At 56.3% G+C, this 26,302-nt stretch carries 27 protein-coding genes and 4 tRNA genes; 13 read left to right on the top strand and 18 right to left on the bottom strand.

Features of this window, described 5'->3' with window-relative positions; all coding sequences use genetic code 11:
- Nucleotides 1-7 precede the first annotated feature (7 nt).
- Together G5182_RS12510 and G5182_RS12505 are read right to left on the bottom strand one after the other, a co-directional pair.
- Nucleotides 8-1,141, bottom strand: a complete 1,134-nt coding sequence (locus G5182_RS12510) for an efflux RND transporter periplasmic adaptor subunit (protein WP_216952544.1) — start codon at nucleotides 1,139-1,141, stop codon at nucleotides 8-10.
- Nucleotides 1,138-1,734, bottom strand: coding sequence for a TetR/AcrR family transcriptional regulator (locus tag G5182_RS12505; RefSeq protein ID WP_421231413.1), 597 nt, complete (start codon nucleotides 1,732-1,734; stop codon nucleotides 1,138-1,140). The genes G5182_RS12510 and G5182_RS12505 overlap by 4 nt, the downstream gene beginning before the upstream one ends.
- Nucleotides 1,735-1,966: 232 nt before the next feature.
- Between G5182_RS12505 and G5182_RS12500 the strand changes: the two genes are divergently transcribed.
- The 5 genes from G5182_RS12500 to G5182_RS12480 all read left to right on the top strand — a co-directional run bounded on the left by G5182_RS12500 (nucleotide 1,967) and on the right by G5182_RS12480 (nucleotide 3,122).
- A tRNA-Arg gene (locus G5182_RS12500) sits at nucleotides 1,967-2,043 on the top strand.
- A 51-nt stretch (nucleotides 2,044-2,094) separates the two neighbouring features.
- Nucleotides 2,095-2,170: transfer RNA gene (locus tag G5182_RS12495), tRNA-His, on the top strand.
- 20 nt (nucleotides 2,171-2,190) lie between these two features.
- Nucleotides 2,191-2,276 (top strand) — tRNA-Leu (locus G5182_RS12490).
- Between the two features lie 75 nt (nucleotides 2,277-2,351).
- A tRNA-Pro gene (locus tag G5182_RS12485) sits at nucleotides 2,352-2,428 on the top strand.
- 178 nt (nucleotides 2,429-2,606) lie between these two features.
- Nucleotides 2,607-3,122, top strand: a complete 516-nt coding sequence (locus G5182_RS12480) for a ricin-type beta-trefoil lectin domain protein (protein WP_307895902.1) — start codon at nucleotides 2,607-2,609, stop codon at nucleotides 3,120-3,122.
- Nucleotides 3,123-3,156: 34 nt separating this feature from the next.
- Here G5182_RS12480 and G5182_RS12475 read toward each other — a convergent pair whose 3' ends face one another.
- From G5182_RS12475 to G5182_RS12440, 8 genes are all read right to left on the bottom strand, one after another.
- On the bottom strand, nucleotides 3,157-3,972 hold the full coding sequence (locus G5182_RS12475) for a Cof-type HAD-IIB family hydrolase (protein WP_005339262.1): 816 nt from the start codon (nucleotides 3,970-3,972) through the stop codon (nucleotides 3,157-3,159).
- Between the two features lie 89 nt (nucleotides 3,973-4,061).
- Entirely contained in the window at nucleotides 4,062-5,102 is a 1,041-nt protein-coding gene (locus G5182_RS12470) for an alpha/beta fold hydrolase (protein WP_266135176.1), read from the bottom strand.
- Nucleotides 5,102-5,761, bottom strand: coding sequence for a CatB-related O-acetyltransferase (locus G5182_RS12465; protein ID WP_227341706.1), 660 nt, complete (start codon nucleotides 5,759-5,761; stop codon nucleotides 5,102-5,104). Before G5182_RS12465 ends, G5182_RS12470 begins: the two co-directional genes overlap by 1 nt.
- Nucleotides 5,761-6,492: a tRNA (guanosine(18)-2'-O)-methyltransferase TrmH gene (gene trmH, locus G5182_RS12460; protein WP_159162642.1), complete on the bottom strand. Its 732-nt coding sequence runs from the start codon at nucleotides 6,490-6,492 to the stop codon at nucleotides 5,761-5,763. Before trmH ends, G5182_RS12465 begins: the two co-directional genes overlap by 1 nt.
- A gap of 44 nt (nucleotides 6,493-6,536) precedes the next feature.
- On the bottom strand, nucleotides 6,537-8,654 hold the full coding sequence (gene spoT, locus G5182_RS12455; protein WP_421254418.1) for a bifunctional GTP diphosphokinase/guanosine-3',5'-bis pyrophosphate 3'-pyrophosphohydrolase: 2,118 nt from the start codon (nucleotides 8,652-8,654) through the stop codon (nucleotides 6,537-6,539).
- A gap of 131 nt (nucleotides 8,655-8,785) precedes the next feature.
- Nucleotides 8,786-9,061, bottom strand: a complete 276-nt coding sequence (rpoZ, locus tag G5182_RS12450; RefSeq protein ID WP_005307060.1) for a DNA-directed RNA polymerase subunit omega — start codon at nucleotides 9,059-9,061, stop codon at nucleotides 8,786-8,788.
- A gap of 79 nt (nucleotides 9,062-9,140) precedes the next feature.
- Nucleotides 9,141-9,767 carry a guanylate kinase gene (gmk, locus tag G5182_RS12445; protein WP_021230465.1) on the bottom strand — a complete coding sequence of 209 codons (627 nt, stop codon included), beginning with the start codon at nucleotides 9,765-9,767 and terminating at the stop codon, nucleotides 9,141-9,143.
- A 303-nt stretch (nucleotides 9,768-10,070) separates the two neighbouring features.
- Complete coding sequence (locus G5182_RS12440; RefSeq protein WP_167565482.1) at nucleotides 10,071-11,123, bottom strand: glycosyltransferase family 9 protein; 1,053 nt, start codon at nucleotides 11,121-11,123, stop codon at nucleotides 10,071-10,073.
- A gap of 222 nt (nucleotides 11,124-11,345) precedes the next feature.
- On the opposite strand from G5182_RS12440, the gene G5182_RS12435 reads away from it, so the two are divergent.
- Nucleotides 11,346-12,059: a 3-deoxy-D-manno-octulosonic acid kinase gene (locus G5182_RS12435; protein ID WP_227341708.1), complete on the top strand. Its 714-nt coding sequence runs from the start codon at nucleotides 11,346-11,348 to the stop codon at nucleotides 12,057-12,059.
- Nucleotides 12,060-12,129: 70 nt separating this feature from the next.
- Complete coding sequence (locus G5182_RS12430; RefSeq protein WP_227341709.1) at nucleotides 12,130-12,993, top strand: sensor domain-containing diguanylate cyclase; 864 nt, start codon at nucleotides 12,130-12,132, stop codon at nucleotides 12,991-12,993.
- A 6-nt stretch (nucleotides 12,994-12,999) separates the two neighbouring features.
- Here G5182_RS12430 and G5182_RS12425 read toward each other — a convergent pair whose 3' ends face one another.
- Nucleotides 13,000-13,854: a carboxylate/amino acid/amine transporter gene (locus G5182_RS12425; RefSeq protein ID WP_129503003.1), complete on the bottom strand. Its 855-nt coding sequence runs from the start codon at nucleotides 13,852-13,854 to the stop codon at nucleotides 13,000-13,002.
- 39 nt (nucleotides 13,855-13,893) lie between these two features.
- On the opposite strand from G5182_RS12425, the gene G5182_RS12420 reads away from it, so the two are divergent.
- Nucleotides 13,894-14,355, top strand: a complete 462-nt coding sequence (locus G5182_RS12420; protein ID WP_216952561.1) for a DUF6314 family protein — start codon at nucleotides 13,894-13,896, stop codon at nucleotides 14,353-14,355.
- A gap of 504 nt (nucleotides 14,356-14,859) precedes the next feature.
- On the opposite strand, the gene G5182_RS12415 is transcribed toward G5182_RS12420, so the two are convergent.
- Nucleotides 14,860-15,021: a hypothetical protein gene (locus G5182_RS12415; RefSeq protein ID WP_005339236.1), complete on the bottom strand. Its 162-nt coding sequence runs from the start codon at nucleotides 15,019-15,021 to the stop codon at nucleotides 14,860-14,862.
- The gene (locus tag G5182_RS12410) at nucleotides 15,006-15,905 is read right to left on the bottom strand and encodes a DMT family transporter (RefSeq protein ID WP_219265247.1); all 900 of its coding nucleotides are present in this window, start codon (nucleotides 15,903-15,905) and stop codon (nucleotides 15,006-15,008) included. Before G5182_RS12410 ends, G5182_RS12415 begins: the two co-directional genes overlap by 16 nt.
- A gap of 91 nt (nucleotides 15,906-15,996) precedes the next feature.
- Between G5182_RS12410 and G5182_RS12405 the strand changes: the two genes are divergently transcribed.
- The gene (locus G5182_RS12405) at nucleotides 15,997-16,956 is read left to right on the top strand and encodes a LysR family transcriptional regulator (RefSeq protein WP_227341710.1); all 960 of its coding nucleotides are present in this window, start codon (nucleotides 15,997-15,999) and stop codon (nucleotides 16,954-16,956) included.
- Here G5182_RS12405 and trpS read toward each other — a convergent pair.
- On the bottom strand, nucleotides 16,935-17,948 hold the full coding sequence (trpS, locus tag G5182_RS12400; RefSeq protein ID WP_103252027.1) for a tryptophan--tRNA ligase: 1,014 nt from the start codon (nucleotides 17,946-17,948) through the stop codon (nucleotides 16,935-16,937). The two genes, G5182_RS12405 and trpS, sit on opposite strands and share 22 nt — an antisense overlap.
- Before the next feature lie 192 nt (nucleotides 17,949-18,140).
- Entirely contained in the window at nucleotides 18,141-18,578 is a 438-nt protein-coding gene (locus G5182_RS12395; RefSeq protein WP_005339229.1) for a universal stress protein, read from the bottom strand.
- Nucleotides 18,579-18,979: 401 nt separating this feature from the next.
- On the opposite strand from G5182_RS12395, the gene fabV reads away from it, so the two are divergent.
- The 4 genes from fabV to G5182_RS12375 all read left to right on the top strand — a co-directional run bounded on the left by fabV (nucleotide 18,980) and on the right by G5182_RS12375 (nucleotide 23,583).
- Entirely contained in the window at nucleotides 18,980-20,167 is a 1,188-nt protein-coding gene (gene fabV / locus G5182_RS12390; protein ID WP_227341711.1) for an enoyl-ACP reductase FabV, read from the top strand.
- A 92-nt stretch (nucleotides 20,168-20,259) separates the two neighbouring features.
- A complete protein-coding gene (ftnA, locus tag G5182_RS12385; RefSeq protein ID WP_005339225.1) occupies nucleotides 20,260-20,784 on the top strand; it encodes a non-heme ferritin in 525 nt (174 codons plus the stop codon).
- 150 nt (nucleotides 20,785-20,934) lie between these two features.
- Nucleotides 20,935-22,119, top strand: a complete 1,185-nt coding sequence (locus tag G5182_RS12380; RefSeq protein WP_227343145.1) for an NAD(P)/FAD-dependent oxidoreductase — start codon at nucleotides 20,935-20,937, stop codon at nucleotides 22,117-22,119.
- Between the two features lie 216 nt (nucleotides 22,120-22,335).
- A complete protein-coding gene (locus G5182_RS12375; RefSeq protein WP_216979779.1) occupies nucleotides 22,336-23,583 on the top strand; it encodes a winged helix-turn-helix domain-containing protein in 1,248 nt (415 codons plus the stop codon).
- Between the two features lie 284 nt (nucleotides 23,584-23,867).
- Here G5182_RS12375 and G5182_RS12370 read toward each other — a convergent pair whose 3' ends face one another.
- The 3 genes from G5182_RS12370 to G5182_RS12360 all read right to left on the bottom strand — a co-directional run bounded on the left by G5182_RS12370 (nucleotide 23,868) and on the right by G5182_RS12360 (nucleotide 26,285).
- A complete protein-coding gene (locus G5182_RS12370; RefSeq protein ID WP_216979778.1) occupies nucleotides 23,868-24,776 on the bottom strand; it encodes a hypothetical protein in 909 nt (302 codons plus the stop codon).
- A gap of 185 nt (nucleotides 24,777-24,961) precedes the next feature.
- Nucleotides 24,962-25,531: a fimbrial protein gene (locus tag G5182_RS12365; protein ID WP_254204534.1), complete on the bottom strand. Its 570-nt coding sequence runs from the start codon at nucleotides 25,529-25,531 to the stop codon at nucleotides 24,962-24,964.
- A 10-nt stretch (nucleotides 25,532-25,541) separates the two neighbouring features.
- Nucleotides 25,542-26,285, bottom strand: a complete 744-nt coding sequence (locus G5182_RS12360) for a fimbria/pilus periplasmic chaperone (protein ID WP_216979777.1) — start codon at nucleotides 26,283-26,285, stop codon at nucleotides 25,542-25,544.
- Nucleotides 26,286-26,302: the final 17 nt, after the last annotated feature.

Here is a 26,302-nt window from a genome sequence, read left to right as displayed (position 1 = left end):
TCCGCGCTTACAGCATCGGGGTTTGTGCCGGAACGGCCAGGGCATCGTTCTCGACCACATGCACCTTGGTGTCGTTGCTCAGGCGAACCTGACCCGACAGTACGATCTGGTCACCGGCCTGAATGCCAGAGAGCACATGCACATCGTTGCCACGGCGCTCACCCGCCTTGACCACAACCTGCTTGGCTCGCAGCACTTTCACCTTGTTACCCTCTTTGTCGGTCTCTTCGCCCTCTTTGAGCACATAGACGTTCTGACCGTAAAGGGTGAAGGAGATAGCGGTCTGCGGGATCACGATCTGATCTTTCACCGTCGGCAGAATGATGCTGGCGCGGGCGAACATACCGGAACGGAGCTGACCGTCGTTGTTCGGAATGTCTGCCTGTACCTGGATCAGGCCGCTCTGGAAGTTGACCGCAGGCTCGATGGCGGTGATATGGCCGTCAAACTGGGTTTGCGGATAGGCATCCACATTGATCTTGATGGTCTGGCCCAGCTTGATTTTGGAGATATCGGTCTGGGGCACGGTGAAGCGCAGACGCATCACGCTGGTATCTTCCAGGCGCACGATATCTGTGCCTGGTTGCAGATACTGGCCAAGGAACACATTGCGCAGGCCGACCACGCCGCTAAAGGGCGCGCGCACTTCACGACGGGCAATGGTCGCCTTCAGACTCTCGATATCCGCTTCCAGCGAGCGATAGGCCGCTTCGGCTTCATCCAGCTGCTCTTTGGAGATGGAGCTGGTCTTGTAGAGGTTCTGGAAGCGTTCGAATTTGGCTTTTGCCGCTGGCAGCTTGGCCTGGGAGGCGCGCAGATTGGCCTTCTCCACGGTGGAGTCCAGGCTCAGCAGCAGTTGGTCAGCCTTGACCGGTTTGCCCGACTCAAAGGTGATGGCATCAATGGTGCCAGCCAGTTCGGTGGAGAGGGTCACCCCCTGATTCGGCTCGATGAAGCCGATCGCTTCGATGGTCGGTACCCAATCCTGCGCCTTGGTCACCATGGCGGTGACGGGGAACTCGGGTTCCGGCCGGTTGGCCATGTATTGGGCAATCATCTTCTGTTTGAACAAATTGAAGCCGATGACGCTGCCAAACAAGGCGATCGCTATCAGCAACATAATGGCCATCCACTTTTTCATGAACAGGCTCCTGAGGTGGAAAGATTAGGGGATAAAATGGCATTCCAGCTGGCCTGGATCGCGGTTTCCAACTGCGATTCGGTCAGCGTGATGTTGTGCACCCTGCACTGCAGGGCCAGATGCATGACACTGTCCAGACTCAACACCTGGAGTGCCCGTATCGGTAAATCAATAAACAATCCTTGTTCAACGCCCTGTTCAAAAAATCGGTCCAGAGGCTCCCAGGCAGCCAGAATGACAGGATTGGTCTCCAATTCTGCCCCTAGCGGAGAGCTCTCGTACTGCAATTTGCACCGGATAGCGTTGGGTTCGTTAACAAAAATGGCATGAATATTGAGCCATAATTGGCGAAATTGTTGAAATGAAACTTTATCGATCGCTACATCTGCCATGACCATGGGGACACACTGCAAGATAGTGTGCTGATGCAGTTGCCGGATCAGATCATCCTTGTCACCGAAGTAGCGATAGATGGTGCCGGTGGCAACATTGGCCTTCTTGGCGACTTCTGCAATCGACAGACCATGAAAACCCCGTTCACCCAGCACCTCATGGGCCGCGTTGAAGATGCTCTCTTTTTTATCCAGAATCATCAGTGTGACTTTCGATTGAATGAACGTTCATTCATTCTAGATGGGCACAACATCAAGTCAAGACGGCAAGATGAACTGATGCGGGGATGTATGCCTTTTGTCAGGCTACAGGCAGGAATGTGGAAGAAAAACACACAGATTGCCTGAAAAAACAACGAACAGTCCTTCGGTGACAGAAAAGTGTAGACAAACCAGAAACCATAATTAATAATGCGCCCCGTTCGACAGCGTAGCGCCCGTAGCTCAGCTGGATAGAGCGCTGCCCTCCGGAGGCAGAGGTCACAGGTTCGAATCCTGTCGGGCGCACCATCAAAAGTGCGTCGGTTAAACGGGCGTTGTTGTGGAACAAAAACAGCTGTGGTGGCTGTAGCTCAGTTGGTAGAGTCCCGGATTGTGATTCCGGTTGTCGTGGGTTCGAGCCCCATCAGCCACCCCATTTTACAGCTTGTCAGGTACGCGAAGGTGGCGGAATTGGTAGACGCGCTAGCTTCAGGTGTTAGTGCCCCCCGGGTGTGAGGGTTCGAGTCCCTCTCTTCGCACCATACTTGCTGTATGACGAGGATGACCATAAGGTCGTCTTTGTTTTTTGAAGTAAACTATTTTGAAAGAAATAGCCTCGGTGATTAGCGCAGCCCGGTAGCGCATCTGGTTTGGGACCAGAGGGTCAAAGGTTCGAATCCTTTATCACCGACCACATTTAGAAAAACCTCGCTTCGGCGGGGTTTTTTGCATTCTGGTCTTTGCTGCGCGTGCGTTCTTTCCCTGTTACGTCTGTTTACACTCTATCCGGGCAGAACGCCCCGCCTTTCGGTTATGCTTCAGCCTCGAGTCACTGACAAACGGATGTCATCGGCCCATTTCAGGCATTTTCCATGAATAACAAAATTTCCTTTGCTTGCTCTCCCGCCTTGCTGGTTGCCTTGCTGCTGGGAGGTTGTACCATCAAACCGCCATCAACCGATGAAATTATGGACTCAATCGCTTCGAGACCGTCGGAAGATCGGGTGATCTCTCCCTTGCTGACCAGCGGCGGCTTTTGTGTCGCAGTATCCCGACAGAAGGTGTTGGCACAACCTTGCAGCGGAAAAGACGATCAACTGTTCGAGTGGGATCTGGGTGAGTTGCGCCTGCAGGATCTCTGTTTGCAAGCCAAAAACGACAGCGAAGTGATGCTGGCACCCTGTGACGGTCAGGCGCAGTGGGAGTGGCAGAAAGACAGGCTTTTCAACAGCAAGGTCTCTCGCTGCCTCGATGTGGCCGGGCGACGCCATACCCCCGGCACGCCACTGCGGCTGGCCGAATGCTACGGCGGAGCGAACCAGAGCTTCAGCTGGCAGCGGCCCAATCCCTGGCTGGAGACCCTGAAAAAACAAAGCCTCACATGGTGAGGCTTTGCTGATTCGAATGTCGGGCTGAAGAGGATCAGGCGGCGCTGACGCTCTCCAGCTCGAACAGCTTCTCCAGATAGACGGCGACGCCATCTTCATCGGAGGTGAGGGTCTGCTCGTACTCCGGCAGCGCCATTTTCAGGCGGTCATGGGCGTTACCCATGACGATGCCGCGCCCCACCATAGTCAGCATCTCGAAGTCGTTCATGCCATCGCCGAATGCGATCGCCTCCGACATGTCGAAACCGTTCTGCTCCAGCACGGCACGTACCGCATTGCCCTTGTGCACCCCGGCGTGCATCACTTCGAGGCAGTCCGGCAGGGAGAAAGTGACGTTGAGCTGATCGCCGTAGCGCTGGTTGAGGTGCGCCTCGATCTTCAGCAGCTTTTCGTGGTCGCCGATGTAGAACACCTTGTTGATCTGCTCTTTCGGTTCCTGTTTCAGGTCATCGACCAGACGGTAGGTGAACCCTGACTCGTCGTGGAACTGCAGCAGCCAGGGCAGCTCCTCTTCCACCACCCAATCATCACCCTGATAGACATTGAGGTGGATAGAGGGGTCGCGCTCCAGCGCAATCAGTTCGGCGGCGATTTCGGTCGGCAGCGGCTGGTTGAAAATGAGCTGATCCTGTTTGTCATGGACCACGGCGCCATTGGAGGTAATGAGGTAGATGTCCATCCCCAGCGCATCGCGGAAGCTGCGTACGTCAACGTGATGACGGCCGGTGGCGACCACGAATTTCACACCTTGTTCTACCAGGCGGTGCAGGGTATCCCGGGTACGGGGAGAGATCTGGTGCTGCTTGTTGAGCAGAGTGCCATCGAGATCGGATACAACTACCTTGAACATCATTACCTCGGCATCGATTGAAAACAGGGGCAGTTTACCTTAGCCCGCACTGTCACCCCATTTATTTAGGGTTACAAAAAATAGCCAGCTCAGAAGCGGGCGAAAAAGTCGACCATCGCGGTCAGGGCGGGCTGGCGCTTGTCATCGGATTCGATAAACAGTTCGTGCCAGGCACCCTCGATGCGCAGTGGTTTGCCCCCTTCGCACTTGGCAATGGTGCAGAAGCGATCCTGTGCGGCATTGTCCACCACGCTGTCGTTGCCAGCCTGCAGCACCAGCAGCGGCGTCTTGATGGCGCCCGCATCGGCGATGGCAGCATCGGCACCGGTGATCCCCTGATAAATCCAGTGGGCGGTAGCGCCACCCAGCTTGATCTGCGGGTGCTGTTCGTAGAGCTGGCGGAACGCCTGATAGCGGGACTGACTGTGAGTCAGCTCGTTGTCGGCAAAGCCGTGATCCTGATAGGTGCTCTGACCCGGCCCATAGGGTGGTTCGCCAAACCAACCGCCGACCGTGCCTATGGTGCTCGCCAATCCCTTGGCCAGCCACTTGGGCAGACCGCCGAGATTGATGCCCAGCATGGGGGAGGAGAGCACGGCCGCCTTGATATCATCGGGCCAGCGCTCCAGATAGCGGGCCGAGATGGCACCGCCCATGGAGTGGGCCAGCAGGAACAGCTTGGCAGGTTGGTCCGCCATGATTATCTGGTCGTGAAACTGCTTGAGATCGAGCACATAATCGTCGAATTGGTCGACATATCCCTTCTGCGGGTCATTCAGCATCCGGCCAGACATTCCCTGACCGCGATGGTCGATGAGATAGAGGCTGTAGCCCTGACGCCACAGATCCCACGTCAGCTCCTGATACTTGAGGTAGCTTTCGACCCGGCCATTGACGATGAGGATGGCGCGATCAACCTTCTCCTGCCGCAGCGCGGCATAGCGGATGGTCACCCCGTCCTTGCCCTTGAACTCCCCTTCAACCGCATGCTGGCGCCAGAAGTCGGGTAGGATTTGCTGGTAGAGGCTGGGTACATCGGCTTCGCTGGTGAGCTGATAGGTATTGGTCACGGCAAGGGCTCCGGCAGAAAACAGGGTCAGGGCCAACAGGGAAAGAGAGAGGGGTTTCATCAGGCACACTCCTGTTGCCAATGGTGATAAAGGGCAGCGATATCCTCCGAGCAGAGCAGCACCATGCAGGCTTGCAAGCGAGGCAGGGGCCAGTCCCACCACTGCATCTCTTGCAGCATGAGGATCTGCTCATCGCTGAAACGACGGCGGATCGGCTGAGCCGGGTTGCCGCCGACTATGGTGTAAGGGGCCACATCCCTGGTTACCACGGCGCGGGTGGCGATGACGGCGCCATCACCTATGGTGATGCCGGGCATGATCATCGCTTCCGAGCCGATCCAGACATCGTTGCCAATCCGGGTGTCTCCCTTGCGCAGAAAGCCGCTGCGGGCCCCTTCGCCAAAGGTGTCGGGATTGAACGGGAAGGTGGAAACCCAATCCAGCCGGTGGCCCTGATTGCCCGCCAGCACGAAGGTGGCGCCCGAGCCGATGGAGCAGAACTTGCCGATGATCAGCCGATCCACCTCGCCCCAGAGGCCGCTCTCCCAGGTGTCGCGGGTCGAGCCATCGCCGAGCAGGTAACGGACGCAGTGATCCTCGAACGGCTTGCCGTGGTAGTAGCCGGAGTAGTAGCTGTAGTCGCCGGCCTCTATGTTCGGGTTGGTCAGGTGATCCCGGATGATTTGCGATTCCAGCCAGCTGCCAAAAGGGTTCTCCATCACTCCTCCTGCGGATCGTCCTGCTCGCTCTGCTGCGCCCACCCTTTGCGGGTCAGCTGCATCCGTTGCCACCACTCTTCGTCCGCCAGAATTTCACCGGCCGGGCCGAGCTGGGGGTAGGGCATCTCTTTCTCTTTGCAGAGCTGGGCATAGATGGGATATCCACCCTCGAACAGGATGCTGTTCTGCTCCTCCGGAGTGAGCGGGCAGCCGCGCTGATAGCAACCGGCCAGCTCGCGCTGACGCTGCGCTTCGTAGAGGATGGCGGCAGCAGCCACCGAGACGTTGAGGGACTGCACCATGCCCACCATGGGGATGACGATATGGTGATCGGCCAGTGCCAGCGCCTCCTCACCGATGCCGTGTTTCTCCTGACCCACCAGAATGGCGGTCGGTTTGGTGTAGTCGATAGCGCGAAAATCGACGGAGCTGTCGGAGAGGTGGGTTGCCAGGATCTGCATGCCTGAAGCTTTCAGCTCGGCAACGGCTGTGCCGATATCCGGGTGCAGTTTTACATCCACCCAGTTCTGGCTGCCGCGGGCGGTGCCCTTGCGCTTGTGGATCCAGGTTTTGGGCCAGACGGCGTGTACCCGGTGGATGCCGATGGCATCGGCGGTACGCACGATGGCGGCCAGATTGTGAGGTTTGTGTACCTCTTCCATACAGACGGTCAAATCGAGCTGACGCTGGGCCAGCATGTCGGTGATGCGCTTGAAGCGTTCGGGGGTCATGGCTTGTCTCAATAAAAGCAGCAGGCGGCTTGCGCCGCCTGTGTTCAGTTCTTCTGTCGGCTCACCTTGAGCACGTTGGGCATGACGCGGATCTTGCGCATGATGTTGGCCAGGTGGATGCGGCTCTTGGTGGTGATGAGCAGGCTGACCTGATAGACCCGGCCATCCTTCTCTTCGGTGCTGATGGCGTGAATATTGGCGCCGGTGGCGGCAATCACGTTGGCCAGCTCGGCCAGCGCACCCTGATGGTTGACGATCTCGATGCTGATGCCGGTGCGGAACTCCTGTTCCTGCTCCTTGTCCACTTCCCACTGCACTGGCAAGTACTTGTCCGGCTCCTTGCTGTAGCCCTTGATGTTGCGGCAGGCTTCCTGATGGATCACCAGACCCTTGCCCGGGCTGATGTGGGCGATGATGGCATCTCCCGGGATCGGACGGCAGCAGTTGGCGAAGGTGACCAGCATGCCGTCGGCACCCTTGATCGGCATCTTCTTGCTGCTGGTTTTGGGCTGTTCTTCCGGCGGCAGTTCATCCCCCAGCATACGGCGCGCCACCATGACACTCATGGCGTTGCCGAGGCCCACATCGGCCAGCAGCCCCTGCAGGTTCTCGTGCTTGGTATCGGCCAGCACCTGTTTGATGCGAGGCTCGGGAATGTCTTCGATATTCTTGGCGCCCAGCGCATGGTTGAGCAGGCGACGACCCAGCACCACCGACTCTTCGGTGCGCAGGTTCTTGAGGAACTGGCGGATCTTGGAGCGCGCCTTGGTGGTCACTACGAAGTTGAGCCAGGCCGCGTTGGGACGGGCGCCCGGCGCCGTGATGATCTCTACCGTCTGGCCCGAGTGCAGCGGGCTGCTGAGCGGGTAGGGGTGGCGGTCGACCCGCGAACCGACGCAGGCGTGGCCGATATCGGTGTGCACCGTGTAGGCGAAGTCCACCGGTGTGGCGCCGGCGGGCAGCTCCATGATGCGCCCTTCGGGGGTGAAGACGTAGATTTCGTCGGGGAAGAGGTCGGTCTTGACCCCTTCGATAAATTCAAAGGAGCTGCCGGCGCTCTGCTGCAATTCCAGCAGGCTCTGCATCCAGCGCTGGGCGCGGATCTGGGCGGTAGTGCCCGAGCTGTCGCCATCCTGCTTGTAGGCCCAGTGGGCGGCAACCCCTTTATCGGCCATCTGATCCATGAACTCGGTGCGGATCTGCACCTCCACCGGCACACCGTGCGGCCCCACCAGCGAGGTGTGCAGCGACTGGTAACCGTTGGTCTTGGGGATGGCGATGTAATCCTTGAAGCGGCCGGGGCGCGGCTTGTAGAGGCTGTGCATCTGTCCCAGCACCCGGTAACAGGTATCTATGTCCTTCACCTTGACCCGAAAGGCGTAGATATCCATTACCTCATGAAATTGCAGCTCTTTTTTCTCCATCTTGTTGTAGATGGAGAAGAGGTTCTTCTCGCGGCCACTGACCTGATGTTCGATCCCAGCCTCACGCAGGCGCCCGCTGATTTCGCTCTGGATGGAGTCGATGATCTCGCGGCGATTGCCACGGGCGCGGCGCACCGATTCGCGCAACACGCGGGAGCGCATCGGATAGAGCGCCTCGAAGCCCAGCTCTTCCAGCTCGTTCTTCATGGTGTGAATACCGAGGCGGTTGGCGATGGGGGCGAAAATTTCGAGGGTTTCCCGGGCGATACGGCGGCGCTTGTCCGGTCGCAGGGAACCCAGGGTACGCATGTTGTGGGTGCGGTCGGCCAGCTTGATCAGAATGACCCGGATATCCTGGGTCATCGCCATCACCATCTTGCGGAAGTTCTCGGCCTGCGCCTCTTTGCGATCGCGAAACTTCAGCTTGTCGAGCTTGGAGACCCCGGCCACCAGTTCTGCAACCGCATTGCCGAATTGTTCGGCCAGATCGGCCTTGGTGACAGAGGTGTCTTCAATGACGTCGTGCAGCACGGCGGCCATCAGGGTTTCATGATCGAGGCGCATGTCACCCAGGATCCGGGCAACGGCAACAGGGTGGGTTATGTAGGGTTCGCCACTGGAACGCATCTGACCCTGGTGGGCATCACGGGCCACCACATAGGCTTGCTTGAGCTTCTCAACCTGCTCTGGCGGCAGGTAGGAACTGGCTATTTCTTTAAGGTTTTCAAATAAATACAAGACAGTCCCCGCAGCGGTGAAACGGCAATTCGTGGAATTGAGGGTATAGCCCTGAGTTTGCGAGGTTTTCGAGCGGTTGTAAATGGGGATGAACAGTCGGCACCCGGGCGGGTGCCAACCGGAAGAATAACTTAACCGCGGCCTTCGGCGATGGCAGCAACGGCAGCCAGCTCGGCGGCTTCCTGCTCTTGCTGTTCGTAGCGGTCCTGGGTGTCCATCACTTGATTGTTCACCAGACCCAGCTCGATCTCACGCAGGGCGATCACAGTCGGCTTGTCGTTCTCTTCGTCGACCAGGGGATCTTTGCCTTGTACCGCGATTTGACGAGCGCGGCGCGCGGCGACCAGCACCAGGTCAAAACGGTTACCTACCTGTTTTACAGCATCTTCTACAGTAACGCGTGCCATGCAGGACTCCAGTGTTTGGGCTTTCTGTATTTAGAAAAGCAGTGTTTAAAAATGACGCAAAAGTTTACTTGTTTTTGGCTTACTCTGCCAGTAGCTGTTGCAGCAAGTTTTTTTGAGCCTGTTGCTGGTGACGCATCTCCAGCCGTTGGCACTCAATAATGGACCTGAGCTGGAACAGCGCCTGCTCGAAGTCTTCGTTGATAATGACATAGTCATACTCGTCGTAGTGCACCATTTCGGCAATGGCTTTCGCCATCCGGCCGGCAATCACTTCGGCGCTGTCCTGACCGCGCCCAATCAGGCGGCGTTCCAGCTCTTCGCGGCTGGGGGGCAGGATGAAAATGGATTTGGTCGGCATCTGCTCGCGGATCTGGCGGGCACCTTGCCAGTCGATATCGAGGAATACGTCGATCCCCTTGGCCAGACAGGCTTCGATGGTGGCGCGGGAGGTGCCGTAGTAGTTGCCGAACACTTCGGCCCATTCTAGAAAATCACCACGCTCGATCAGCGCCTTGAACTCTTCCACCTGAACGAAGTGGTAGTGTACGCCGTGCTCTTCGCCCGGGCGGGTGGCGCGAGTGGTGTGGGAAACCGACAGCTGCATCTTGCCCGCAGCGTTATGTTGGGTCAGCAAGGCATTGAGCAGGCTGGATTTACCCGCGCCGCTCGGAGAAGAGATGATATAGAGAGTGCCTTGTTGCGCCATATTATTACCTTTAATCGAAACCGCTGTTTTGGTTGTAGCAGAGACTGCCGTCTTGTGCCCGAAAGGGAGACAGCCAAACGCAAAACGCGGAAAATTCTTGGATCAGGGGGATGTAAAGGCGGCGAATTTTACCAGAATGCGGCGAATAAAAAAACGGCCGGAATCATATTCCAGCCGATCAAAGTATTCGTAGCTTGCTGCGGGAGCGTAACCCACATCAGCCTGCATTGTGCCTTTGGCTGAGGGCAGAGGCTATCAGGTTATCCCTCCCTGATGGCTCGGAATTCCCGAGGTGCCCTGTCACTACGGCAGCTGACGATCGGCACAGAGGCGGTCGAAGGCGGCGATCACCTGCTCGCTGGTGATCTTTCGCATGGCCTCCGGGTCTTTGAGACGGGTGCGCCAGCTCAATTCGGCCAGCGGCTTGCCGGTCTCCTGCTCGACCAGCTCCTGATAGACGCTGACCACGTAGTCGCGGCACAGATATGGGCCGGTGCGTGCCGGATTGTGGTGGGCATAGAGGCCGATCACCGGCGTGCCCACTATGGTGGCCATATGGGTGGGGCCGGTATCGGGGGCCAGTACCAGACTCGCCTCGCTAATCAGCGCCAGCAGCTGCTTGAGGTTGGTCTGCCCCACCAGATCGACCGGCTTGCTCTGGCTGAGTTGCCGGATCTCGGCGGCCAGATCTCGCTCCAGCTTGGCCGGCCCGCCACAGAGATAGACCTGAAAGCCCTTGCTGGCGGCGTGATCCGCCAGCGCGGCATAGCCTGCGGCCGTCCAGTTTTTGAATGCCTTGCTGGCGGCGGCGCAGATCAGCAGGGTCGGTTTGCCGCCAATCTTCTCCTTTGCCCACGCCTGATGTTCGGCGCTGATGGGCAGTTGCCAGTCCGGGGTCAGATCCTGGATGCCGAGCTCTTTGGCGAAAGCGAGGAAACCGTCCAGCACATGGGGAGAGGCAGGCGAAGGCACCTTGTGGTTGGTGAACAGCCACTGGCCGTCGTTGGCCCGTTCCCGATCAAACCCGAGTTTGACCTTGGCCTTGATGCCGAGGGTCGCGATGCTGGCGCGCATGGCCGCCTGCAGATGGAGTAGGGCATCGAATTTGCGCCCCTTGAGGGTCTGCCAGAGATCGCGATAGCCGCGCCACCCCTTGCTCTTGTCGAAGGGGATCACCTCGACCCCGGGCAGATCGGCAAACAGGGTTGCTTCGATTTTGCCGGTGATCCAGGTGATGCGGGTTTGCGGCCACTCCCGCTGGATGACGCGCACCAGCGCCAGTGCGTGGCAGCAATCCCCGATGGCGGAGAGCCGCAGGATGCAGATGGAGGAGGGGGGCGTTTGAAATAGCGGCATGTTGTGGCGCACGGCTGGCAAAAAGGGTGGATGGCATTATGCAAACTCCCCTCTGGATTGTAAAATTGCGCACAATCGTCAGCCGGGATAGGCCGGGCCCTGCGCCATGACCTGTTTCTGCACGTCGTTGATTAAAGGCCACTATTGCGGGCATGCCAGAGCGGCAGCCTCATCGCCAATTGAAAAATTGCGATCCATGACCCACCGAGCGGGATCTCCACGATGCGAGTACAGACCGAACACAACCAGATCTGCTGGTATGCCGAAGGGGCCTTTCGCGACCCTTCTCCCCAGTTATTCGATCCTGCCTGGTGGCAGAACAACCGTCAGGTGGTGGGGACCTCCATCGGGCGGGGGGTGACCTGGTTCGTCAAGGATGAGTCCCGCCATCTGGTGCTGCGCCACTACTATCGCGGCGGCATGGTGGGCAAGGTGGTGCGGGATCGCTTCTGGTTCGAAGGGGTCGAGTCGAGCCGTGCCATGGCCGAATACACCCTGCTGGCCAAGCTGTGCGAGCTGGGGCTGCCGGTGCCGCGTCCGTTTGGTGCCCGCATGGTCAAACAGGGCCCATTCTATCGTGCCGATATCCTGATTGAGCGAATTCGCGGTGCCAAGGATATGGTGGCACTGCTCAAGCAGGGGCCGGTGGCGACCGAGATATGGCACAAGATAGGCCAGACGGTGCGCCAGCTGCACGATGCCGGGGTCTATCACGCCGATCTCAACAGCCACAACCTGCTGCTCGATAAAGAGGGCAAGGTGTGGGTGATCGATTTTGACAAGGGGGCGATCCGCTCCCCCGGCGAATGGCAGAAGGCCAATCTGGAACGCTTGCTCCGTTCATTCAATAAAGAGTCTCAACTGCACACCAGTTTCCACTTCGTACCGGAGAACTGGCAGACGTTGATGAACGGGTATCAGGGAAAAGCGCTCTGACCCTGTTGCTCGGCGTAAACGCCAATGTTACTTATTGAGCAGGTATTCAGATCCTGTTTCGAGGCGCCCCATGGAAATGCTCAAGACACCTTTGGTCGATGTGACTGCCCGGCTTGATCCGGGTCTGCTGTCTGATGCCATGGCGCTGCTGGAGGCGGGGATCTGGAGCTGGTCAGCTCAACATGGACTGCAGCGTGATCCCTCCTGCCTGCGCCTGTTGGGATTGGGAGAGTGCTGGCCGGATGATCTCGGCTGGCTGGATCGGGTTCATCCCGACGATGTTGCCCGGCTGGAAGATGCCCTGCTCGCCTGCCAGAGCGGCCGCAGCAGCGGTCTGCGCCTCGAATACCGCATTTTGCATCATCACGGTCACTACATCCGGCTGGAAGAGCGAATGCGTCGCGATGAGCGGGGGTATCTGCTGGGGGTGGTCCGTCACCTCGATCCTGCCGTGGTGCTGGTGGAGGAGCGACATGGCACCGATCCGCTGACCGGTCTGGAGAGCCGTGGCCGTTTCGAGCAACTGCTTGAAGAGCGGCTGGCGACCGAGAGCGGCACTTTCAGTCTGCTGCAGTTTTCGGTCGATCACATGGCCAAAATCCAGCAACTGTTTGGTGAAGCGGCTTGCGACGCCATGCTGGCCAAGCTGGCGCGTATCGTGCGTCACGAACTGCGGCGGGAAGATCCCTTCGCCCGCTGGGATGAGGACGGTTTTATCCTGATGCTCTCCCAGACCGAGCGGATGAGTGCGCTGGAGATCGCCGAGCGGCTGCGCCTCGAGATTGCCGATGCCAGCCTGCTGTCACAGCGGCCGGTCACCGTCAGCATCGGGCTGGTGCAGAGTCAGGCTGGCGAGCAGCTCGATCATCTGCTGGCCCGGCTGGCCAGCTGTCACGGTCAGGCCAGACGGGAGCACAACACCGTCGTCGGCTGAGTGCGGTCAGGGTTGGCCGCGCTTGTCACGCTGGCAGACCCAGAGCGAGGCCAGCATCAGCAGGCCGCCGATGGTCAGTCGGGTCAGGTCGGTATCCTTGCCCCAGAGCAGCAGATTGACCAGCAAGCCGGCCGGAATGAGCGCATTGTTCATGATGGCCAGCACCCCGCTGGTGACCAGCGTCGCCCCCTTGTTCCAGAGGAAGTAGCCGAGGCCGGAGGCACCCACCCCCAGCCAGAGCAGAATGCCCCACTGCAACCCTGACGTTGGGTATTGCGGCTTGCCCAGCAGCCACCAGGCGGGCAGTGCGATCACCAGCGCTCCCAGATAGAAGCAGCCGAACACCGCCAGTTGCGGCGGTTGCTCCGCCTCCCTTGCCAGCAGTACCTTGTAGCCCACTTGACCCAGGGCGAAACAGAGGTTGGCCCCCTGCACCACCAGAAATCCCAGCACATAACTTTCGGTCAGGCCGTCGAAGCGGATGACGGCAGCCCCGAGCACCGCCAGCAGGGCACCCCACAGATAAGTGGGCTTGAAGCGCCCTTCCAGCAAGTCGTGGAGCAGGGTGACGTAGATGGGGGTGAAGATGGTAAAGACCAGCACTTCCGGCACTGTCAGCAGCAGGAAGGAGTGGTAGTAGAAGAGATACATGATGCCGAGCTGGATGGCGCCCAGCGCCATCAGCTTGGCCGCCAGATCGGGGCGCAGCCAGCGGCGGCGCAGGAAGGGCAGAAACACCAGACTGGCGAGGGCGATGCGGGTCAGCACCGAGAAGTAGGCATCCACCTGGCCAGCGAGGTAGACCCCGATCAGGCTGAAGGAGAATGACCAGAGCAGGGTGACCCCTATCAAGTAGTTCATGTGTTTGATTTATCGTCAGTTGTCAATTTTAAGGGGGCTATGATGGCCGAGATGGAAGCGGCAATCCAGTGTTTATGGGGGCGATTGCCACAGGTCGGAGCATTTTCCTTTACCGCCAGCAATGGCGAGGGGTCGGCGACCGACTGGAATGGTCGGGGCGAGGGGCGTGTGCAGGTGACCGATCATCAGGGTGGCTGGCTCTTCAGCGAGCAGGGTCGCTACACCACGCCCCATGGAAGGGTGCTCGCCATGCATAACCGCTTCTGGTGGCAGCGCAGTGCGCGGGGGATCCGTCTCTCCCATCTGCGTTATGAGGAGCCGGTCGAACTGTTCGAGCTGCTGCCGCAGGGGGATGGCTGCTGGCTGACCGCCGAGCCCCATCTGTGCGGGGCGGATCACTACAGCGCCGAGCTGACCGAGATAGACGGCGGTTTTCTGCTGAGCTGGCAGATCACCGGGCCGCGCAAGAACGAGCGACTCAGCTATCGCTATTCGGTTTGAGTTTCAGATGGTTGTCGTTGGCTTTTTTGGCCAGTCAGTCTGATATATCAGGCTGACTGGTGGAATGTGTATCAGTCTGGCGAGCTCGGCTAAGTTTCCCGTGAAGGTGTTGCTCACACTCTATGTTGTCAGTAGCTCTGCAAAAGCGTTTATCAGCCTTATCAGGGCAAACGCTGCTACGGCAACGCATAGGTTTTCTAACGGACTATTGGTCGCCAAGGCATGAAGGGTATCGGATATGACAAGATGAGTACGCATGTAAATTACCTTAATGAGTCGGTTTTATTCCTAATACCCAGTTCTTTAAGGATTCACCGTTGGTGAGAAACCACTGTTAGATCAGCCCCCCATCAAAACAGTTGATAACAGGTAACGGTCTTCTCCTGATCTCGAACATAAAAAAACCGGCGCAGAGCGCCGGTAGCGGGGGACAAATCGGAGGTTTTTTAAAACAGTCCCAAAAACAGGAGAGATAGACTCTCGTCACACATTCAGAGATGGACTTCAGGCATTCAGGGCATAGCTCAGCATGGCTTGCAGCTTGCTATCGAAGAACCAGGGCAGCAGTACCATCAGCAGGCCCAGGATCCCGGCCAGCCGCTGGCGATACTGCCAGCCGGCAATCAGTACCAGACCACCGCACAGTGTGGTCAGGATGCCTGACATAGGGAGACCTCGCGCTGCATACGACGCTGTTGCGCCCACTGGTTCATGGCGACCGAGCCGAGGATCAGGGCCAGAGCAACACCTGTGGTGGGGTGGATCTGCTCGCCGAGGAACAGGGCACCCAGCATCACGCCGAACAGCGGCACCAGATAGTTGCTGAAGGAGGCGAACGTCGGGCCGGCCTTCTGGATCAGCGCCATGTAGAGGAAGTAGACCAGACCGGTACAGAGGGTACCCAGCACGGTAATCGCGCTCAGGGCCTGGGTGCTCGGCAGGGCCAGGCTGCTGAGGTCAACCATGAAGGGGGCGACCAGCAGCAACTGGATTGCCGAGGAGATCAGGATATTGCGGGCGACCACGACCGGATGGTCCTTGGCGAAGCGCTTGATCATCAGCAGGCCGATGGCGAAGCAGCTGGCACCCAGCAGGATGGCCATGGCACCGAGCAGACCGGCGTTCATGCCCTGGGAGAGTTTCGGCCAGAACAGGGTGAGCACACCGGCAAAGCCGATGATCACGGAAAGCAGACCGGCTTTGGTGATTCTTTCACCAGAAATAAACAGCGGTGCAGCCAGAATGGTCACAAACGGGATACAACCCATGACCACGGCGGCGATGGCGCTATCCACATACTGTTGGCCCCAGGCGACCATGATGAAGGGGATGGTGGCATCCAGCAGGGCGATCAGCATATAGGTACGCCACGGGGTGTGCTCACTCTTGAGCCGCATGAACAGGCAGAGCAGACCCAGGGTCAGGCTGCCGCACAGGGCACGACCGGCAGCCACCAGAATGGGGGGCAACTCGGCAACGGCCTGGTGCATGAAAATGAATTGGGAACCCCACAGCAGGCCAATGGCCAGCAATAACAGATAGCTACGCATTTGAATCTCCGATGTATTAAGCCAGCGCATTCTAGGCAATCTGTTACTATGGTAAAAATGAATTGTTGGCATTTAACTATGGCTAATATCGATGGATAGCTCGCTCGCCCGTCTCGACCTCAACCTGCTCGCCGTATTCGACATGCTGATGCAGGAGCGCAATGTCACCCGTGCCGCCGAACGGCTGCATCTCTCCCAGTCCACCGTCAGTCACGCCTTGGGGCGGCTGCGGGGGGCGCTGGATGACCCGCTGTTCGTGATGAGTCGGCGCGAGATGATGCCGACCGAGCGAGCCAAGGCGCTGGCTGGGCCGGTGCGCCAGGCGCTGGCGATGCTGGAGCAGGGATTGCGGCAGGCCAAAGGGTTTGATCCCACCACTGCGCGGCGGATTTTCCGTATCGCCACCCCGGGCTCGGTGGAGCATGGGTTGGTGCCGGTGCTGGTGGAGAGGCTCCATCGGCAGGCCCCTCACTGTCGGCTTGAGGTGTGCGAGCTGGCGGACAGCGACTACGAGCGGGAGTTGGAAAAGGGTGAGCTGGATCTGGTGATCGGTTTCGCCGGGGCGAATCATCTCTCACCCCGCTTGTGGCGGGAGGAGTGGTTCAACAACCCGCTGGTCTGCCTGTCGCCGCTCGGCAGCGAATTGCCCGATGTGCTGACTCCGGTCGAGCTGGTGAGCCGCCCCCACATCCACACCTCCAGCTGGGGTCACAGTCAGGCGATGGTGGAGCTCTGGCTGGCCCGTTTCGGGGTGGAGCGGGAGCTGGGCGTGCGGTTGCCGAGCTTTATGGCGGTGCCGCCACTGATGGCGACCGGCCGCTATCTGGTGGTGGTGCCCGAGATGATCGGGCGCCACTTCTGCCGCTACTACCCGCTGCGGATGCACCAGCTCGACCCCGCAATCCCCATCGTCTACCTGATGGCGGGGCACCCGCTCACCGCCCACGACGAGGCGATAGGCTGGTTCAAGAGCCTGTTGCACCAGCTGGTGTTCGACCTCTACGGCGACGATGCGCTCGGGACCCCCGCTCAGCGGATGTTGGCGAAGTAATCCAGCCCCATGGCGCTTTTCACCTCCGCCAATACCTCATCGGTGATGATGCGAGCCTGCTCGGTGCCTTGATAGAGCAGCTCCAGCAGCATCTTCTTGTCGGCGATGGCCGCGGCACGGCGCTCCCGCATCGGGGCGAGCAGGGTCTGCAGGCAGTCGTTGAGCACCTGTTTGCAGCGCATGTCCCCCAGTCCACCGCGTCGGTAGTGCGCCTTCATCTCGGCGACCAGCGCCTTGTCGGGGTGAAAGGCATCGAGATAGGCGAACACCGTATTGCCCTCCACCTGACCCGGATCGCTCACTTTGAGGTGGTTGGGGTCGGTATACATGGCGAACACCGCCTGTTTGACCTCTTCCGCCGACATGCCGAGCTCTATGGTGTTGCCGAGGGATTTGGACATCTTGGCCTTGCCGTCGATGCCGGGCAGGCGGCCGGTGTCACTCAGGATCGGTTGGCATTCGGTCAGCACCTCTTTGCCTACCAGAGAGTTGAAGCGGCGGACGATCTCGTTGGTCTGCTCCAGCATCGGCAGCTGATCTTCCCCGACCGGCACATGGCTGGCGCGAAAGGCGGTGATGTCGGCGGCCTGACTCACCGGATAGACCAGAAAACCGGCCGGCAGCGTGCGCTCGAACCCTTTCTGCTGGATCTCCGCCTTGACGGTGGGGTTGCGCTCCAGCCGCGCGACGCTGACCAGATTGAGGTAGTAGCAGGTGAGTTCGGCGAGGGCGGGCAGGGCGCTCTGCAAACAGAAGGTGGTCTTGGCCGGGTCGAGGCCGACCGCCAGATAGTCAGCCATCACCTCCAGCACGTTGTCTGTCACCTTGGCCGGGTTGTGGCCGTTGTCGGTCAGCGCCTGCAGGTCGGCGATCATCACGAATTGACGGTAGTGGTGCTGAGCTTCGACGCGCTGGCGCAGGGAGCCGACATAGTGGCCGATGTGCAGTTTGCCGGTGGGACGATCGCCAGTAAGGATTACGGGGTTGTGCATGTCACTCTCTCCAGTTGGGTGAGCCGGGAGGCGACAAAGGGATAAAAACAGTTGACCGCCTCTCGGCGGTCACGGTGTTTTCTTTGGGAAATCTTGAATGGAAACGCGGTGCCGCCTGTTTAGGAGCAGCACCACCAGTAGTTGTGATTGAATGCGGTCATGTTCATAGCAAATCAAACTACGCCGGTTTCATTACTTCTGCAAGGGGACGACCAGCAGATCGCAGGGCACCGTATTCATCAGCTGACGGGCGCTCGAGGTGAGCAGGCTCCAGAAGCTCTGGCGATGGCCGCACACCAGCAGGTCGATCTCGTACTCCTTGACCGCCTGATTGACCCGCTCGCTCAGATCGCCGCAGATCACCAGCTTCTTCTCGATGGGATAGTCCACCGAGGCCAGAAATGCCTCCAGCTTCTCTTTCGCTTCGGCGATCACCTGATCCTGCACGTTGTCGATGTCGATATCGATCATCTCGGTGTAGAGATCCTTGAGGTCCACATCGACATGGATAACCGACAGCTTGGCGCCGTTGGAGCGGGCTCTGTCCACCGCCTTGTCGATCACCTTGCGGTTATCTTCAGAGAGGTCGATCGCGGCCAGAATATGCTTGTAATAGGTTGTTCCACTCATGGGGGTTCTCCTTACCGATCCTTCAGTCCACTATACCAATCTCTGCTGAAACTAAAATGGTGCCTCAGGCACAGTTTTGGGATTTAAATGAGTTTAATGACGTGTGACACAGGGTCAGTCACTCAGTTATTAACCACTATTTGCCTATAAATTAAACAAGAGTTTGACGCCGGTCACACCCCTCGGCTTGCCGATCAGGGGGGAGAGGCATAGGATGGGCCCGTGCTTCGCAATGAACACAAAACAACAAAAAGCATCTGAATACCGCTTTGGGGAGCCACGTGCTCCCTTTTGTTTTTCTGCCTCAATTCCCGCGGCTTTTCTGACTGATAGCGATCCGGCATCAAGTTAATCTCCTTCGATTTGGTTATGCTGTAGCCAGTTTCTTTGGAGGCCTTCCCATGATCATTCATCCCCAGATTCAAGGTTGTGTTGCCCGCAACTGTCACCCCATCGGCTGTCGCGCCGCCGTGCAGCAGCAGATCGAACGGATCAAGGCCGCTGGCCCGTTCAACGGCCCCAAGCGGGTGCTGGTGCTGGGTGCCTCCTCCGGGTTTGGACTGGCGTCGCGCATTGCACTCGCCTTTGGTGCCGGTGCCGACACCATTGGTATCTCCTTCGAGCGCGGCCCTTCCGACAAAGGATTGGGCAGCGCCGGCTGGTACAACAACATCTGGTTTCGCAAGGAGGCGGAGCAGGAGGGGCGTATCGCCATCAACCTGATCGGTGATGCCTTCTCCGACGGCATGCGTCAGCAGGCCATCGACACCATCCGTCAGCAGCTGGGGCAGGTGGATCTGGTGATCTATTCGATGGCGAGCGGCATCCGGGTGCTGCCCGACGGCACGCAGGTGCGCTCCGTGCTCAAGACCACCGGCCAGCCATTCAGCGGCTGGGGGCTGGATCTGGAGCGCGATACTCTGGTGCAGCAGTCGCTGGCGCCTGCCACGCCGGAGGAGATCCGCGATACCGTCACCGTGATGGGGGGCGAGGATTGGCAGCTCTGGATGCAGGCGTTGCAGCAGGCCGATTGTCTGGCCCCCGGTGCCCAAACCGTCGCTTACTCCTATATCGGCCCCGAATCCACCTATCCCCTCTATCGGGATGGCACCATCGGTTATGCCAAGGAGCATCTGCACGCCACCGCCGAGACCATCAACCTGCAGCTGGCCGAGATTGGTGGCCATGCCTGGGTGTCAGTCTGCAAGGCGTTGGTAACCAAGGCGAGCGCCTATATTCCGGTGTTGCCGGTCTATCTGGGCCTGCTGATGGGGGTGATGAAGGAGCGCGGTGTGCACGAAGGCTGCATCGAGCAGATGCAGCGACTGTTTGCCGCCAAGATGTACGGGCCCAATGGGGTGGTGGCCGATGGCAACCGGCTGATCCGAATGGATGACCACGAGCTGGACTCGGCCATTCAGGCCGCCGTCTCGGCGCTCTGGCCCAAGGTGACGCCGGACAATTTCCACGCGCTGGGGGACTTTGCCGGGCTGCGGCAGGATTTCATGCAGCTCAACGGCTTCGAGCTGCCGGGCGTAGATTATGCTGCGCCCGTGGATGTCGCCTCCCTTGGGGAGCTGACCCCCTGAGCTGAAAGAAACGGGATCTCCCTCTCGTTGGCGGGTTGATTCGCGGCGGGAGTGTGGCGACAATCGATACCAAATCACTGAGGAGAAACAAGATGCTGGCCCAAGCCATGATTGAGAAGTTGAACGAGCAGATTAACCTGGAGTTCTACTCCTCCAATCTCTATCTGCAGATGAGCGCCTGGTGCGAAGACAAGGGCTTTGAAGGGGCGGCGACCTTCCTGCGTCAGCACGCGGTCGAGGAGCGCCAGCACATGGAGCGTCTGTTCACCTATGTGAGCGAGACCGGCGCCATGCCCAAGCTGGGTGCCATCGATGCCCCTCCCCACGAGTTCAAGTCGCTGGGCGACGTGTTCCGTACCACCCTGGAGCACGAGTACCACATCACCAAGTGCATCAATGGTCTGGCCCACGTAGCCTTCACCACTCAGGACTACTCCACTTTCAACTTCCTGCAGTGGTATGTGGCCGAGCAGCATGAAGAGGAGAAGTTGTTCAAGAGCATCGTCGACCGTCTGGGTCTGGTGGGTGAAGATGGCAAAGGCCTCTACTTCATCGACAAGGAGCTGGCCGAACTGGCCAAGGGCGCCCCTGCCAGCATCATGGACAGCAACGCCTGATAGTCGTGGACACTTAGTGTTCAGCCAGTACAATAACGGCCCTTTTAAGGGCCGTTGTTTATTCTGGTGGGCAGCCACTATGGTTCTGTTCCGCCAGAGGCAATCTCGGTTCTGGCCAGGTGCCGTTTCTATTTTGATAAGTGAGTGATGATGAAGCAGGTCGATGTGGTGGTGATCGGGGCCGGTGCGGCCGGATTGATGTGTGCGGCGCAGGCGGGCTACCGTGGCCGCTCCGTGCTGGTGCTCGACAACGCCAAGAAGCCGGGCCGCAAAATCCTCATCAGTGGCGGTGGCCGCTGCAACTTCACCAACCATCAGGCGGGCGCTCACGCCTACCTGTCGGAGAATCCCCACTTCAGCAAGTCGGCGCTGGCCCGCTACACCCAGCAGGACTTTATCGATCTGGTGGATCGCCACGGGGTCAGCTATCACGAACGCACCCTGGGGCAGCTGTTTTGTCTCGAGAGCGCCAAGGATATCGTCGATGTGTTGCTCACCGAGTGCGACTGGGCCGGGGTGACCCTGCAGTTCCAGACCGAAATCCTCACCGTCAGCAAGCAGGACGAAGGCTTTGTGTTGACCACCAGCAAGGGTGAGATCGGCTGCCACTCGCTGGTGGTGGCGACCGGCGGTCTCTCCATGCCCAAGCTGGGCGCGACTCCGTATGGCTTCAAGCTGGCGGAGCAGTTCGGTCTCAAGGTGCTGCCGACCCGCGCAGGTCTGGTGCCCTTTACCCTCCATCAGGCAGAGAAAGAGGCGTTCGCCGATCTGGCGGGCATCAGCCTGCCGGTGGCGGTGACCGCCGAGGATGGCACCTGCTTCAAGGAGGCGATGCTGTTCACCCATCGCGGCCTCTCCGGTCCCGTCATCCTGCAGATCTCCTCCTACTGGCATGCCGGCGAGAAGATCCACATCAACCTGCTGCCGGAGCTGGATATTCCGGCCGCCCTGCGCGAGTGGGCGCAAGCGCACCCCGCGCAGGAGCTGAAAACCGTGCTGGGGCGCGAGCTGCCCAAGCGTTTCGTCGACAAGCAGGTGGAGCTGGGGCAGCTGGTCAGCAAGCCGATGCGTCAGTACAACGAGCGGGAACTTGAGGCGATCACCAACCTGCTGGGTGACTGGCAGATCCTGCCCAACGGCACCGAGGGGTATCGCACCGCCGAAGTGACCCTGGGCGGCGTCGATACCAACGAGCTCTCCTCCAAGACCATGGAGGCGCGCAAGGTGCCCGGCCTCTACTTCATTGGCGAGGTGGTGGATGTGACCGGCTGGCTTGGCGGTTACAACTTCCAGTGGGCCTGGTCTTCCGGCTGGGTGGCCGGTCAGTACTGCTAATTCGGACATATCCCCTGTTGGAGAGCCCAAGAGAACATTATGTATAAGTGTGGTTCTTCATTGCCGACATACTGGAGGTCGAGTATGTCGGCCTGGGGCTGTGCCTACAGTTATCTGTTCATGATTACGTGTTACCGCATTCCCTAGAAAATTCCTGTAAGGTATATAAAATCATATACAATGTAGTTCAACAGAACGTTGAGATTAAATAAAATCATGACAAAGCAATATAAGTATAACGACACGTTCACATTTGAACCTGAGACATACAGAATTATTCTTGACGAGAAAGAAATAAAGCTCAGTCAAAAAGAAACCGTATTGCTGGAAGTGCTTTGTGATAATAGTCTGCGAGTTGTTGAAAGAAAAAAAATACTTGATGATATTTGGGGTGAAACAGAAAGCAGGGATATTAGTCTCAACAAAACAATTCTTCTACTACGTAGGAAGTTTGAGTCTATCGGGATTTTCAATTCCATAGAAACAATTCCTCGTGTGGGTTACATTTTCAAGTTGGAGGTTGAACTTGGTCATGGTGATGAATTGTCACACCGTACGGAGGTGATCACAAAGACTGAGGAATCCGATGATGTTGATGCAAACGAGGAACAAAGACTCTTTGATCGCGGTCGACTTGATAAATATATATTAATGTTCTTTGTTTTTATTGTTACTATCATTTCAGCTATTACATCATATTATATTTTGACAGAAAAAGATGAGATTTCATTAGAATTTAGAAAGCTTGAAAAGATAAAGGAATTAGCAACACCAAGTGTTAATCGTATTGTTATGTATACAGAGGATATTCGTTCCCCTGACGAGTATAAATATATTGAAAAGTTGATAAAAAAAGACCGAAACTTTTATGCTCTTGCATCAAAAGATGCATTCTCATATTTGGACTTTAATATAAAAGATAATATAGTTTGGCAAAAAACATTTTTAATGGATAAGCGGCTGGACATAAAGAAACAGCTGGAATGCATTGCTCAGAATATTAATCTTGAAGCTGTTTCACCGATCAATGTACACGATATTCCTGGGATGGGCTTTGTGCGTTTGAGATTCTATCGCCCATGCCAGATTAAAGCAGACTATATCGGTTATATGTTGATCAAAACTACCGGCATTGATAATGATAATGTTGAACAAGCCGCATGGGCTCAAGATTTGATGTTTAACGATGCAAAGCAAAACATGGTGTTTGAAATAAAAAAGATTTCTCGCGTGCATTTTTATGAGAATGGTTTGAGACATCTTGAGAATAAGTCATTGAAGGTCAAATCGATACAGCAAGATATTTTGCAAGTCGATCCTCAAATTTATACCATTTTTGATCAATTTACACAGGATGATGCTTATTTGCGCACAATTAAGATAAAAAATGAGATTGTTCATGTAACCAGTCTTTTTGGTGGGGTTTTATTTTATACAAAAGTATTCAATGGTAAAAATAGTTAGTGCTTTAAGAAAGTTGAGAGTCTCATAAATATGGATGATTACTTGTCGCCAGATAGAGAAATGACTGATACATTGTTTTGTAAATAGAATTATCGGTAATGAGATGTTAATAAAGTCAGAATAAGAATGCTTGTTTTGATATGGAGTTATAAGTAAAAGCTAATATATAAAGCGTATGTGTCAAGTTACAATCTGATATCAGCGTCAAAGTGATATCAAATTATAACTTAACCTTTACTTTATATGTAACGAGCCGAAGCAGCACTTCCAAATTTTCTGGGCATTTAATCTACCGTAAATACAATTATTCCCGCACCTCGATGTAAACCTAGAGTATTCACGCCTGAAAATAGGCATTTAGCGATCACTTTTTTCCGCATTCCATATTGCACTGTTAACTTATGAGGTTTATTTGGACCAGAACCTAAATCAAGATTACAATAACCTCCACCATCTAAAACCAATTGACCTTTTTCATCGGTTAATTTAATTGTGCCTGAGGTTGTATTCGTACACTCTAAGTAACTTTCTGCACTTGCAGACATATTTTTAAATTCGCTTGCTGTACCTTTTGCATTTATGGAAATGTTAGGGCCAAATTTACAACTCTCAGCTGGTTTATAACCTGATACGCAATTTGATATTGGTCCAGGATATGAGGCTGATTGTACTGTATCTCTTCCATAAAAAAGACATAAATCAGGGCCTGATTTAAGTCTACGACTACCGATAGTATCATATAAGGGTCTCTGAAGTACGCCATTATTTCGCCAGCAAGAAATAACCTTTCCTAACGTTTTATTTTCATTGGAATTTACACAGCTTCGCCATGACTCTGAGTTAATGCCACCGGCATCATATGATTTATACCCATCAAGTTGTTTGTTTGGCCATGACCTTTCAACTAACCAAGCTAATATGGAACAATCACCCCATTTCTTACCAGCACATAAATTAGGCGTGAGATCATTATTATCTCCCCCAATAATTACCGCTTTCATATATGGATCGCCTTTCGTTGTAAGTCCTGGAGCTTCGGTTAAAGAAATAGAAAGGCTAGATGCATAGGTATTTGTTATGCCAAGTAAAAAAACAAACATAACATTTGTTATGAAGCACAAAAAGTAACCAAGGTGTTTTTTAAAATCACTGGTGCTAAATACACCTCGTATTATTTCGAAAAAAAAGACCATATAACCTCAGTATCACATAAATATTAATAAGGTGCTAAAAATTGCTATTAAGAGAGCATGGAGCATGATGCTTAACTTAAGTTTAAGACTTATCCACCACCACATGTAGAAATTTAGTAAGCCACGGGTGTTCGTCGAAAATCTCGAGAAGGAACACTGTGGATTCTAATTTTAACTCAGCATCTTTACTCATACTCTAGCTTGAAGTTGGCACTTGTACTAAACGTACCTGATACCAAGCCCGTTTGTCCCGATGGTAGCAATTGCACATAGGTAGCGAAGGTCAGTACGTTGTCACCAGCAGTTAACATCAATTCACGGCTTGCTTTGTTGAGGGGTAATGCCTTTCCCTGATGCTCCAGTCCGATGGCAATCCCTTTGGCGATACTGTCCCCCATCAGCGCCAGCAAGTCCGGATTGTCTGGCGCTCCTTGACCACTGAATGTCACCTTCACACCCTTGGAGATATCGGGGTCACACTCTTCAAGATGAAGCTGAAACTCTCTACTTGGTGTGCGTTTGTCCCTCAATAACTCTTTGTTCACGATATTGCCAAAGTTGACGGTGATGGTTTCATCACCGGGGCGCAGCGAACAGGCTTGATTGACTACCTCTGCGACGACATTAATCATCAAGCTATCACTCCCCGCCTGAGCTTGAGACGGGATAAGCACGCTCTGAAAAGTGATCAATATGAACCACAGGTAACGAACCCTGGAGTAGGCCGCGCGCGGAGAAGAAGAGCCTAGCGACATATTTATCTCTCTATTTTGCATCTTGAGCGGGCAACAAATGGCAGGTCCCGGTGCAGCGGTAGCTCAGGGTTCGACGGCCGCCGTAGTCATCCACATAGGTAAAAGTGGGTTGCTGGCCAAGCTGGGCCACACCAAGATTGACCATGGCACTGCTATTGGGGGCAATCATGACTGGCTCAAATCCCGTAGTACTACCCGCATTGAGTGTGCGGGCCCCATCCACAATGGAGATGTAGTAAGGGGTCGGATTGGTCAACTGGTATTTTCCTCCTACCGCTTGCAGGGTAACTTTTTCTTGCCACGGCGCTTGGTTGCTGCCCGGCTCAACCAGCAGAGTTGCGGGGCGGTAGAAGAACTTGATCCGGGTTTGCAGTGCAAGCTGCAGGGTGTTTGGCTTGTCGCTGCGAGGGGGAATCTCCCGCAAGTTGAAGTAGAACAAACTCTCTTTATCCTGGGGCAGCAGAGCGACAGCAGGTAATGCTTGCACCTTGACCAGGCTCTCCATACCCGGCTCCAGCCGCTGAACTGGTGGCAACAGGGTGAACGGACTATTTATCTTGTTGCCATTGGCATCTTCCAGCCAGGCCTGGGCCAGGTAAGGCAGTGTTTTGTTGTTATTGTGGATCGTCAGGCTCATTGAATTGGCTCCCGCCGGGTAGATCACCCGGGTACGATCCAATGAGACGGCAGCCTGAACCTGGCTAGCCATCATGGTTAGCAATAGAGGCAGAGTGAACAACAGTTTCTTGGTCATATCGGTTTATCTCAATC

This window comes from Aeromonas sp. 600948 (assembly GCF_049174875.1).
Lineage (GTDB): Bacteria > Pseudomonadota > Gammaproteobacteria > Enterobacterales > Aeromonadaceae > Aeromonas > Aeromonas veronii_A.
The sequence above is the reverse complement of the archived record's forward strand: the minus strand, read 5'-3'. Positions and strand labels throughout refer to the sequence as shown.

Bases quoted from the DNA above. Each gene is read 5' to 3' on its own strand.
- G5182_RS12480 (WP_307895902.1), top strand. From the start codon at position 2,607: ATGAATAACAAAATTTCCTTTGCTTGCTCTCCCGCCTTGCTGGTTGCC.
- gmk (WP_021230465.1), bottom strand. From the start codon at position 9,767: ATGGCGCAACAAGGCACTCTCTATATCATCTCTTCTCCGAGCGGCGCG.
- G5182_RS12405 (WP_227341710.1), top strand. From the start codon at position 15,997: ATGGATAGCTCGCTCGCCCGTCTCGACCTCAACCTGCTCGCCGTATTC.
- G5182_RS12420 (WP_216952561.1), top strand. From the start codon at position 13,894: ATGATGGCCGAGATGGAAGCGGCAATCCAGTGTTTATGGGGGCGATTG.
- G5182_RS12395 (WP_005339229.1), bottom strand. From the start codon at position 18,578: ATGAGTGGAACAACCTATTACAAGCATATTCTGGCCGCGATCGACCTC.
- G5182_RS12440 (WP_167565482.1), bottom strand. From the start codon at position 11,123: ATGCCGCTATTTCAAACGCCCCCCTCCTCCATCTGCATCCTGCGGCTC.
- ftnA (WP_005339225.1), top strand. From the start codon at position 20,260: ATGCTGGCCCAAGCCATGATTGAGAAGTTGAACGAGCAGATTAACCTG.
- G5182_RS12425 (WP_129503003.1), bottom strand. From the start codon at position 13,854: ATGAACTACTTGATAGGGGTCACCCTGCTCTGGTCATTCTCCTTCAGC.
- G5182_RS12510 (WP_216952544.1), bottom strand. From the start codon at position 1,141: ATGAAAAAGTGGATGGCCATTATGTTGCTGATAGCGATCGCCTTGTTT.
- fabV (WP_227341711.1), top strand. From the start codon at position 18,980: ATGATCATTCATCCCCAGATTCAAGGTTGTGTTGCCCGCAACTGTCAC.
- G5182_RS12470 (WP_266135176.1), bottom strand. From the start codon at position 5,102: ATGAAACCCCTCTCTCTTTCCCTGTTGGCCCTGACCCTGTTTTCTGCC.
- trmH (WP_159162642.1), bottom strand. From the start codon at position 6,492: ATGACCCCCGAACGCTTCAAGCGCATCACCGACATGCTGGCCCAGCGT.
- G5182_RS12430 (WP_227341709.1), top strand. From the start codon at position 12,130: ATGGAAATGCTCAAGACACCTTTGGTCGATGTGACTGCCCGGCTTGAT.
- G5182_RS12475 (WP_005339262.1), bottom strand. From the start codon at position 3,972: ATGTTCAAGGTAGTTGTATCCGATCTCGATGGCACTCTGCTCAACAAG.
- G5182_RS12360 (WP_216979777.1), bottom strand. From the start codon at position 26,285: ATGACCAAGAAACTGTTGTTCACTCTGCCTCTATTGCTAACCATGATG.
- G5182_RS12415 (WP_005339236.1), bottom strand. From the start codon at position 15,021: ATGTCAGGCATCCTGACCACACTGTGCGGTGGTCTGGTACTGATTGCC.
- trpS (WP_103252027.1), bottom strand. From the start codon at position 17,948: ATGCACAACCCCGTAATCCTTACTGGCGATCGTCCCACCGGCAAACTG.
- rpoZ (WP_005307060.1), bottom strand. From the start codon at position 9,061: ATGGCACGCGTTACTGTAGAAGATGCTGTAAAACAGGTAGGTAACCGT.
- G5182_RS12435 (WP_227341708.1), top strand. From the start codon at position 11,346: ATGCGAGTACAGACCGAACACAACCAGATCTGCTGGTATGCCGAAGGG.
- G5182_RS12410 (WP_219265247.1), bottom strand. From the start codon at position 15,905: ATGCGTAGCTATCTGTTATTGCTGGCCATTGGCCTGCTGTGGGGTTCC.
- G5182_RS12375 (WP_216979779.1), top strand. From the start codon at position 22,336: ATGACAAAGCAATATAAGTATAACGACACGTTCACATTTGAACCTGAG.
- G5182_RS12370 (WP_216979778.1), bottom strand. From the start codon at position 24,776: ATGGTCTTTTTTTTCGAAATAATACGAGGTGTATTTAGCACCAGTGAT.
- G5182_RS12505 (WP_421231413.1), bottom strand. From the start codon at position 1,734: ATGATTCTGGATAAAAAAGAGAGCATCTTCAACGCGGCCCATGAGGTG.
- G5182_RS12380 (WP_227343145.1), top strand. From the start codon at position 20,935: ATGAAGCAGGTCGATGTGGTGGTGATCGGGGCCGGTGCGGCCGGATTG.
- G5182_RS12365 (WP_254204534.1), bottom strand. From the start codon at position 25,531: ATGTCGCTAGGCTCTTCTTCTCCGCGCGCGGCCTACTCCAGGGTTCGT.
- G5182_RS12465 (WP_227341706.1), bottom strand. From the start codon at position 5,761: ATGGAGAACCCTTTTGGCAGCTGGCTGGAATCGCAAATCATCCGGGAT.